This is a genomic window from Streptomyces tricolor (genome assembly GCF_002155905.1).
Lineage (GTDB): Bacteria > Actinomycetota > Actinomycetes > Streptomycetales > Streptomycetaceae > Streptomyces > Streptomyces tricolor.
The window spans coordinates 1-9,202 of the sequence record NZ_MUMF01000644.1 but is presented as its reverse complement, the minus strand read 5'-3'; the positions used below and the strand labels follow the sequence as shown (position 1 = coordinate 9,202).

At 72.1% G+C, this 9,202-nt stretch carries 6 protein-coding genes and 1 pseudogene; 5 read left to right on the top strand and 2 right to left on the bottom strand.

All coding sequences use genetic code 11. The annotated features are described in order from the left end of the window. Positions 1-454 (bottom strand): annotated as a pseudogene (locus tag CCN44_RS36265) (hypothetical protein); the annotation flags it as partial. A gap of 152 nt (positions 455-606) precedes the next feature. Continuing rightward, positions 607-2,280: a PucR family transcriptional regulator gene (locus CCN44_RS36260; protein WP_059253752.1), complete on the bottom strand. Its 1,674-nt coding sequence runs from the start codon at positions 2,278-2,280 to the stop codon at positions 607-609. A 343-nt stretch (positions 2,281-2,623) separates the two neighbouring features. Between CCN44_RS36260 and CCN44_RS36255 the strand changes: the two genes are divergently transcribed. The 5 genes from CCN44_RS36255 to CCN44_RS36235 form a co-directional block, all read left to right on the top strand. Next, positions 2,624-3,517, top strand: coding sequence for an FAD binding domain-containing protein (locus CCN44_RS36255; RefSeq protein ID WP_086702882.1), 894 nt, complete (start codon positions 2,624-2,626; stop codon positions 3,515-3,517). After that, positions 3,517-4,098: a (2Fe-2S)-binding protein gene (locus CCN44_RS36250; protein ID WP_059253756.1), complete on the top strand. Its 582-nt coding sequence runs from the start codon at positions 3,517-3,519 to the stop codon at positions 4,096-4,098. Before CCN44_RS36255 ends, CCN44_RS36250 begins: the two co-directional genes overlap by 1 nt. Before the next feature lie 2 nt (positions 4,099-4,100). Beyond that, complete coding sequence (locus CCN44_RS36245) at positions 4,101-6,485, top strand: xanthine dehydrogenase family protein molybdopterin-binding subunit (protein WP_059253758.1); 2,385 nt, start codon at positions 4,101-4,103, stop codon at positions 6,483-6,485. Between the two features lie 212 nt (positions 6,486-6,697). Then, positions 6,698-8,155 carry an NCS2 family permease gene (locus CCN44_RS36240; RefSeq protein ID WP_059253760.1) on the top strand — a complete coding sequence of 486 codons (1,458 nt, stop codon included), beginning with the start codon at positions 6,698-6,700 and terminating at the stop codon, positions 8,153-8,155. A gap of 43 nt (positions 8,156-8,198) precedes the next feature. Beyond that, positions 8,199-9,202: XdhC family protein (locus CCN44_RS36235; RefSeq protein ID WP_086702878.1), on the top strand; the 1,004-nt coding region annotated here is incomplete at its 3' end.

The following is a 9,202-nucleotide window of genomic DNA, read 5'->3' as shown; positions in this document are numbered from 1 at the left end:
AGGCGGCCCGGGCCGCCTGCGGGACGCCCGCCAGGTTCTGCGCCACCAGCCCGCGCCGGAAGTCCAGCAGCGCCCGCCCCGCGGCCTGCGGCGGGATCAGCGCCGCCGCCCGCCCCAGCGCGGCCCGCGCCTCGTCGGCCCGGTCGCGCACGCCGTGCAGGGTGGCGGCGTAGGCGAGGTAGCCCCGCTCGCAGGCGGCGGCCCCGCGCTCCTCGTCGCTGTGCGCCAGCGCCTCCGCCGTCCGCAGCGCGTCCTCCGCCTCCTCCCAGCCCCGCTCGGTGTACAGGCACCGCTCGGCCAGCAGGGCGGCCCGCTGCAGGGCCGGCGCGGGGCGGTCGGCCGGCAGCAGGGCCGCCGCGTCGGCCCAGCAGGCCCGGCTGCGCAACCGCCATACCGCGGTCTGGAGCGGATCGTCACCGGTGGTTCCGTTACCAGACATGGCGGTATGCGCCACGTTGCCCTCCCCGAGCACGCCATCGAGCTGTTGAGTGGTGGCGGCATTCCAGCACCAATCGCGGGGCCCGGCCAAGAGGGTGGGTGAAAGATTTCACAAAGTCGTGGGGCGCGGACGTGACCGGGTTTGGCCGTCGCACGCCCCCGCTGACCTCAGCTCATGCGCAGGGCCAGGAAGAAATCCAGCTTGTCCTCCAGCCGGGACAGGTCCCGTCCCGTCAACTGCTCGATACGGCCCACCCGGTAGCGCAGCGTGTTGACGTGCAGGTGGAGGCGGGTGGCGCAACGGGTCCAGGAGCCGTCGCAGTCGAGGAACGCCTCCAGGGTCGGGATCAGCTCGGCCCGGTGCCGGCGGTCGTAGTCCTTCAGCGGGTCCAGCAGCCGGGCGGTGAAGGCGCGGCGGACGTCGTCCGGGACGAAGGGGAGCAGCAGGACATGGCTGGCCAGCTCCTGGTGGCCGGCCGCGCAGACCCGGCCGGTGCGGGCGGCGGCGACCCGGCGGGCGTGCCGGGCCTCCTCCAGGGCGCCGCGCAGGCCCTCCGCCGAGTGCACGGCCGCGCTGACCCCGAGGGTGAGCCGGCCGTCGTCGTCCAGGCCCGCCGACAGCGGTTCGCGTACCGACTGCAGGAGGGCGTCGGCGAGCAGGCCGGTCTCCGAACCGTCGTGCTCGGCGGTGACCGCGGGCAGCGGCACCAGGGCGATCGCCTCGTCGCCGGTGTGCGCGACGGCGATGCGGTCGGACGGCTCGGGGCCGGTCGCCAGCGGGTCGACCAGCACCTCCTCCAGCAGGGACTGGGCGACCGGGCCGCCGTCGACCTCCTCGCCCTCCCACTCCACCCGGGCCACCACGACCTGCCAGTGCGGGGCCGCCCCGAGCCCGGGCAGCAGCACCGGCGCGGCCACCCGCAGCCGGGCGGCGATCTCGGCGGGCGCGGCGCCCGTCTGCACCAGCTCCAGCACCTCCTGGGCGAGCCGGCGCCGGACCGTGCGGGCCGCGTCCCGGCGGTCCCGTTCGACGGCGATCAGCTGGGTGACGCCCTGGAGCAGGTCCAGGCGCTCCCCGGGCCAGTCGCCCGCGTCCGCCTCCACCGCCAGCAGCCAGTCCGACAGGACCGTCTCGCGCACGTCGCGGGCGGCCTGCGGGGAGCGGCCGGAGGAGCGGATCGGGAAGAGCGAGTACGTGGTGCCGTGCAGCTGGACCCGGTACGGGCCGCGGCGGCCGGTGCGGGTGGCCGCCAGGTGCTCCGCGGCGAGCTTCGCGCAGGACTCGGCGGGCAGCGCCGGGCCCGCCACCTTGGAGCCGGCGATCAGCCGGCCGGTGGGGGAGAGCACCCAGGCGCGCAGGTCCAGGTCGGAGCCGAGCAGGTCCAGGACCACGTCCGGGCCGCCGCCCGCCGGGCCGGAGGTCATCATCCGGCGGTGCCGGTCCACGACGGCCGCGAGGTCTCCGGCGCGCTCGCCGGAGACCTGCCGGACGACATGCTCGGTGATCGTCGCGAACGCCACCGACTCGTGCACGGCGAACAGCGGCAGCCGGTGCTTGGCGCAGGCCAGCACCAGGTCGTCCGGCACATCGCCCAGCTCCGCCTCGCCGGCCGCGAGGGCCGCCACCCCGGCCTGCACCAGGATCCGTACGAAGGGCTCGGAGTCGGCGGCGTCCCGGCGCCAGGCCAGGCCCGTCAGCACCAGCTCGCCGCCGGAGAGGTAGCGGCTGGGGTCGCGCAGGTCGGTGGTCATGACCCCGCGCACCGCTCGGTCCAGCTCGTCCTCGCCGCCGAGCAGCCGCAGGCCCAGCGCATCGGTGTCCAGCAGTGCGCGCAGCCGCATCTCGTCGCCGCCGTTCTTTGTCTCGAAACCTACGATGGATCTTGGAGGAGGGCCGGGAAGGGGCCCGGTGAGGGGCCGCACCGGCCGATATCCGGGCTTGCCGTGCCGTTACCTGCGTTTCCCCAGGAAAACGGAGAGGTTACCGATGACCTCCGTTCATACGAATCTACAAGATGCTCGCCCTGGCCAGCGAACTCCTTCATGGTTTCGGTGACTGACCCCGCCCGAGCACCGGGCGGTGTACTGAGTCCACTCCGCGTTAACAGCACATGAACGAGCCGGGCCCGCCGCACACGGATTGGCTCAATCTGTACGACCCACGAGACGAAGAAGAGAGCCGGTCATGGACTTCCTTCGCCCCGCCAGCTGGGAGGAGGCGCTCGCCGCTAAGGCCGAGCACCCCACCGCTGTGCCGATTGCGGGTGGCACCGACGTGATGGTCGAGATCAACTTCGATCACCGCCGGCCCGAGTACCTCCTCGACCTCAACCGCATCGGCGACCTCTACGAATGGGAGGTCGGCGAGGACACCGTACGGCTGGGTGCCTCCGTCCCGTACACCAAGATCATGGAGAATCTCCGTGCCGAGCTGCCGGGCCTCGCGCTCGCCTCGCACACGGTCGCCTCCCCGCAGATCCGCAACCGCGGCGGCGTCGGCGGCAACCTCGGCACGGCCTCGCCCGCCGGCGACGCCCACCCCGCCCTCCTCGCGGCCGGCGCCGAGGTCGAGGTGGCGTCGGCGGCCCGCGGCACCCGCCTCATCCCGATCGACGAGTTCTACACGGGCGTCAAGCGCAACGCGCTCCAGCCCGACGAGCTGATCCGCGCCGTACGCATCCAGAAGGCCGACGGCCCGCAGCAGTACTCGAAGGTCGGCACCCGCAACGCCATGGTCATCGCCGTGTGCGCCTTCGGGCTCGCCCTGCACCCGCGGACCCGGACCGTGCGCACCGGCATCGGCTCGGCCGCCCCCACCCCGGTGCGGGCCAAGGCCGCCGAGGAGTTCCTGAACGCGGCCCTGGCGGAGGGTGGCTTCTGGGACAACGGAAAGATCATCACCCCGTCGGTCGCCAAGCAGTTCGCGGACCTGTGCTCGGCCGCCTGCAACCCGATCGACGACGTCCGGGGCACCGCGAGCTACCGCCGGCACGCGGTGGGCGTCATGGCCCGCCGGACGCTGACCTGGACCTGGGAGTCGTACCGCGGCGCCCGCCGCGCCACCGAGGGAGCTGCGTGATGCGCGTCAACTTCACCGTCAACGGACGCCCGCAGGAGGCCGACGACGTCTGGGAGGGCGAGTCCCTGCTGTACGTGCTGCGCGAGCGCCTCGGCCTGCCGGGTTCCAAGAACGCCTGCGAGCAGGGCGAGTGCGGTTCCTGCACGGTCCGCCTCGACGGCGTGCCCGTCTGCTCCTGCCTCGTCGCCGCCGGCCAGGTGGAGGGCCGCGAGGTGGTGACCGTCGAGGGTCTCGCCGAGTACGCCAAGCAGCGCGCCGAGGGCGGCTGCGCGACCGGCGCCTGCGGCACCTCGCTCGACGAGGCCAAGTCCTGGCAGGCCAAGGGCAGCGACTCGCAGACCGGCGAGGGCACCGAACTGAGCCCCGTGCAGCAGGCCTTCATCGACGCCGGTGCCGTCCAGTGCGGCTTCTGCACCCCGGGTCTGCTCGTCGCCGCCGACGAGATGCTGGAGCGCAACCCGAACCCGACCGACGCCGACATCCGCGAGGCGCTGTCGGGCAACCTGTGCCGCTGCACGGGCTACGAGAAGATCATGGACGCGGTCCGCCTGGCGGCCGCCCGCCAGTCCGAGGGGGTCTGACCATGCCGGCCAACGGCGCTCCTACGAAGATCACGCAGGGCTACCGCACCAAGGGCGGCATCGGCGAGTCCACCCTCCGCCCGGACGGCACCCTCAAGGTCACCGGCGAGTTCGCGTACTCGTCCGACATGTGGCACGAGGACATGCTCTGGGGGCAGATCCTGCGCTCCACCGTGGCGCACGCCGAGATCGTCTCGATCGACACCTCCGAGGCCCTCGCCATGCCCGGTGTGTACGCCGTCATGACGTACGACGACCTGCCCACCGAGGTGAAGAACTACGGCCTGGAGATCCAGGACACCCCGGTCCTCGCGCACGGCAAGGTACGCCACCACGGCGAGCCGGTCGCGATCGTCGCCGCCGACCACCCGGAGACGGCCCGCCGCGCCGCCGCCAAGATCAAGGTCGACTACAAGGAACTGCCCGTCATCACCGACGAGGCCTCCGCGACCGCCCCGGACGCGATCCTCGTCCACGAGAACCGCGACGACCACCACGCCGGGCACGTCCCGCACCCGAACATCGTCCACCGCCAGCCGATCGTCCGCGGCAATGTCGAGGAGGCCCGCAAGCGGGCCGACGTGATCGTGGAGGGCGAGTACACCTTCGGCATGCAGGACCAGGCCTTCCTCGGCCCCGAGTCCGGCCTCGCCGTGCCGGAGGAGGACGGCGGCGTCCACCTCTACATCGCCACCCAGTGGCTCCACTCCGACCTGCGCCAGATCGCGCCCGTCCTCGGCCTGCCCGAGGAGAAGGTGCGGATGACGCTGGCCGGCGTGGGCGGCGCGTTCGGCGGACGCGAGGACCTGTCGATGCAGATCCATGCCTGCCTGCTGGCCCTGCGCACCGGCAAGCCCGTCAAGATCGTCTACAACCGCTTCGAGTCCTTCTTCGGGCACGTCCACCGCCACCCGGCGAAGCTCTACTACGAGCACGGGGCCACGCGCGACGGCAAGCTGACCCACATGAAGTGCCGGATCGTCCTGGACGGCGGCGCCTACGCCTCCGCCTCCCCGGCGGTCGTCGGCAACGCCTCCTCGCTGAGCGTCGGCCCGTACGTGATCGACGACGTCGACATCGAGGCCATCGCCCTCTACACCAACAATCCGCCCTGCGGCGCCATGCGCGGCTTCGGCGCGGTCCAGGCGTGCTTCGCCTACGAGGCGCAGATGGACAAGCTGGCGAAGAAGCTGGGCATGGACCCGGTGGAGTTCCGGCAGCTCAACGCCATGGAACAGGGCACGATCATGCCGACCGGGCAGCCGGTCGACTCCCCGGCCCCGGTCGCCGAACTGCTGCGCCGCGTCAAGGCGATGCCCCTGCCGCCCGAGCGCCAGTGGGAGTCCAGCGAGGGCGCCGACGTACGGCAGCTGCCCGGCGGTCTGTCCAACACCACGCACGGCGAGGGCGTCGTCCGCGGGATCGGCTACGCGGTCGGCATCAAGAACGTCGGCTTCTCCGAGGGCTTCGACGACTACTCCACCGCCAAGGTGCGCATGGAGGTCGTCGGCGGCGAGCCGGTCGCCACCGTGCACACCGCGATGGCGGAGGTCGGCCAGGGCGGTGTCACCGTCCACGCGCAGATCGCCCGCACCGAGCTGGGCGTCACCCAGGTGACCATCCACCCGGCCGACACCCAGGTGGGCAGCGCCGGTTCGACGTCCGCGTCCCGGCAGACGTACGTCACCGGCGGCGCCGTGAAGAACGCCTGCGAGCTGGTCCGCGAGAAGGTGCTGGAGATCGGCCGGCGCAAGTTCGGCTCCTACCACCCGGCCTGGGCGACGGCCGAACTCCTGCTGGAGGGCGGCAAGGTCGTCACCGACGGCGGCGAGGTCCTCGGCGACCTGGCCGACGTCCTGGAGGGCGAGGTCGTGGAGGTCGAGGAGGAGTGGCGGCACCGGCCGACCGAGGCCTTCGACCTGCGCACCGGCCAGGGCAACGGACACGTCCAGTACTCCTTCGCCGCGCACCGCGCGGTGGTCGAGGTCGACACCGAACTCGGCCTGGTCAAGGTCATCGAACTGGCCTGCGCCCAGGACGTCGGCAAGGCGCTCAACCCGCTCTCCGTCGTCGGCCAGATCCAGGGCGGTACGACCCAGGGCCTGGGCGTGGCCGTGATGGAGGAGATCATCGTCGACCCCAAGACGGCGAAGGTCAGGAACCCCTCCTTCACGGACTACCTGATCCCCACCATCCTCGACACGCCGACCATCCCCGTCGACGTGCTCGAACTCGCCGACGAGCACGCCCCCTACGGGCTGCGCGGCATCGGCGAGGCGCCGACCCTGTCGTCCACCCCGGCCGTCCTCGCGGCGATCCGGAACGCGACCGGGCTGGAGCTCAACCGCACTCCCGTACGGCCCGAGCACCTCACCGGCACCGCGTAACCACCCCCACAGCTCTCCGGGCGGCGCAGGGAACGTCACACACTCCGCCGCGCCGCCCGGAGGAACCCCTTTGAGTTCCGCTCCGCTCGCGGTCCTTGAAGTACCAGGAATCCAGTTCGTCTCGGGCCGTCCCCCGGGTCGTCCATTCCCCAAATCCCGTACCCCACAGGGACGACGTACGGGTGCCCCTTTGAACCTTGGGAGATGGCACCATGACCCAGCAGTCAGTGGAGCCCAGGACCGCAGCCGAAGACGCGGGCGAAGGCAGCCGCGTCCCGGCCGGGCGGTCCTGGCTCGACCGGTACTTCCACATATCCAGAAGAGGATCCACGGTCGCGCGTGAGGTGCGCGGCGGCATCACCACCTTCATGGCGATGGCCTACATCCTCCTGCTCAACCCCCTCATCCTGTCCGGCAAGGACGCGGCGGGGGACACACTCGGCCAGAAGGCGCTGATCACCGCGACCGCGTTCGCGGCGGCCTTCACCACGCTGCTGATGGGTTTCGTCGGCAAGGTGCCGCTCGCCCTCGCCGCCGGCCTCTCCGTCTCCGGCGTCCTGTCCTCACAGGTCGCCCCCAGCATGACCTGGCCGCAGGCCATGGGCATGTGCGTGATGTACGGCGTGGTCATCATGCTGCTGGTCGTCACGGGCCTGCGCGAGATGATCATGAACGCGATCCCGCTCGCGCTCAAGCACGGGATCACCATGGGCATCGGCCTGTTCATCGCCCTCATCGGTTTCTACAAGTCCGGCTTCGTGCACCAGGGCAAGGGCGGCCCGCTCACCCTCGGCCCCGCCGGTGAACTCGCCGGCTGGCCGGTGCTGCTCTTCGCCGGCACCCTGCTGCTGATCTTCATGCTCCAGGCCCGGAACATCCCCGGCGCCATCCTCATCGGCATCGTCTCCGGCACCGTCGTCGCCGCCGTCCTCAACGGCCTCGGCGTCATCGACGCCAAGCAGTGGGCCAACGGCGCCCCCGAGCTGCACGGCAGCGCGGTCTCGATGCCCGACTTCTCGCTCTTCGGGAACGTGGAGTTCGGCGGCTGGGGCCAGGTCGGCGCCATGACCGTCGGCATGATCGTCTTCACCCTCGTGCTCGCCGGCTTCTTCGACGCGATGGCCACCATCATCGGCGTCGGCACCGAGGCGAACCTCGCCGACGACAAGGGCCGGATGCCGGGCCTGTCCAAGGCGCTGTTCATCGACGGCGCCGGCGGCGCGATCGGCGGTGTGGCGGGCGGCTCCGGCCAGACCGTCTTCATCGAGTCGGCGACGGGCGTCGGCGAGGGCGCCCGCACGGGTCTCGCCTCCGTCGTGACCGGCCTGTTCTTCGCGGCCTGCCTGTTCTTCACGCCGCTCACCGCGATCGTGCCGCAGGAGGTCGCCTCGGCCGCCCTGGTCGTCATCGGCGCCATGATGCTGATGAACGCCCGGCACGTGGACTGGGCCGACCGCGCCACCGCCATCCCGGTCTTCCTGACCGTCGTCCTGATGCCGTTCACGTACACCATCACCACCGGTGTCGCCGCGGGCGTCATCTCCTACGTCGCCATCAAGGCGGCCCAGGGCAAGGCCCGCGAGATCGGCGCCTTCATGTGGGGTTTGACGGCCGTGTTCCTGGTCTACTTCGCCCTCAACCCGATCGAGAGCTGGCTGGGCGTCCACTGACCGCCCGTCCCGATCCCTCCCACCCGCTTAAGGAGACCGACAGATGCTGGACATCGCCGAGGAGCTGAACCGGTGGGTCGAGCAGGGCCGTGACTTCGCCGTCGCCACCGTGGTGGCCGTCGGCGGCAGCGCCCCGCGCCAGCCCGGCGCCGCCCTCGCGGTGGACGCCGACGGCACGGCGATCGGCTCGGTCTCCGGCGGGTGCGTGGAGGGTGCCGTGTACGAGCTGTGCCGGCAGGCGCTGGAGGACGGCGAGACCGTCCTGGAGCGCTTCGGCTACAGCGACGAGGATGCCTTCGCCGTCGGCCTGACCTGTGGCGGCGTCATCGACATCCTCGTCACCCCGGTCCGGGCGGACGGTCCCGCCCGGCCGGTGTTCGCGGCCGCGCTGGCCGCCGCCGCCCATGGGGAGGCGGCGGCGGTCGCGCGGATCGCCGAGGGCCCCGCCGAGCTGCGCGGCCGGGCCCTGCTGGTCCGGTCCGACGGGTCGTACGACGGCGGCTTCGGCGCCCACCCCGAGCTGGACCGCACGGTGGCCGCCGAGGCCGGCGCCTTCCTGGACGCGGGCCGCACCGGCACCCTGGAGATCGGCGAACAGGGCTCGCGCTGCGGCGCCCCGCTCACCGTCCTGGTGGAATCCTCCGTCCCCGCCCCCCGGATGATCGTCTTCGGCGCGATCGACTTCGCGTCGGCGCTGGTACGGGTGGGCAAGTTCCTGAACTACCACGTCACGGTCTGTGACGCCCGCCCGGTCTTCGCCACCCGCGCCCGCTTCCCGGAGGCGGACGAGATCGTCGTGGAGTGGCCCCACGAGTACCTGGAGCGCACCGAGGTCGACGGCCGTACCGTGCTGTGCGTCCTCACCCACGACGCCAAGTTCGACGTACCGCTGCTGAAGCTGGCGCTGCGGCTGCCGGTCGCCTACGTCGGCGCGATGGGCTCCCGCCGCACCCACCTGGACCGCAACGAGCGGCTGCGCGCGGTCGGCGTCACCGAGCTGGAGCTGGCCCGGCTGCGCTCCCCGATCGGCCTCGACCTCGGCGCCCG

Excerpts from the sequence above, each read along its gene's own strand:
- CCN44_RS36260 (WP_059253752.1), bottom strand. The coding sequence starts at position 2,280 with ATGCGGCTGCGCGCACTGCTGGACACCGATGCGCTGGGCCTGCGGCTG.
- CCN44_RS36255 (WP_086702882.1), top strand. The coding sequence starts at position 2,624 with ATGGACTTCCTTCGCCCCGCCAGCTGGGAGGAGGCGCTCGCCGCTAAG.
- CCN44_RS36250 (WP_059253756.1), top strand. The coding sequence starts at position 3,517 with ATGCGCGTCAACTTCACCGTCAACGGACGCCCGCAGGAGGCCGACGAC.
- CCN44_RS36245 (WP_059253758.1), top strand. The coding sequence starts at position 4,101 with ATGCCGGCCAACGGCGCTCCTACGAAGATCACGCAGGGCTACCGCACC.
- CCN44_RS36240 (WP_059253760.1), top strand. The coding sequence starts at position 6,698 with ATGACCCAGCAGTCAGTGGAGCCCAGGACCGCAGCCGAAGACGCGGGC.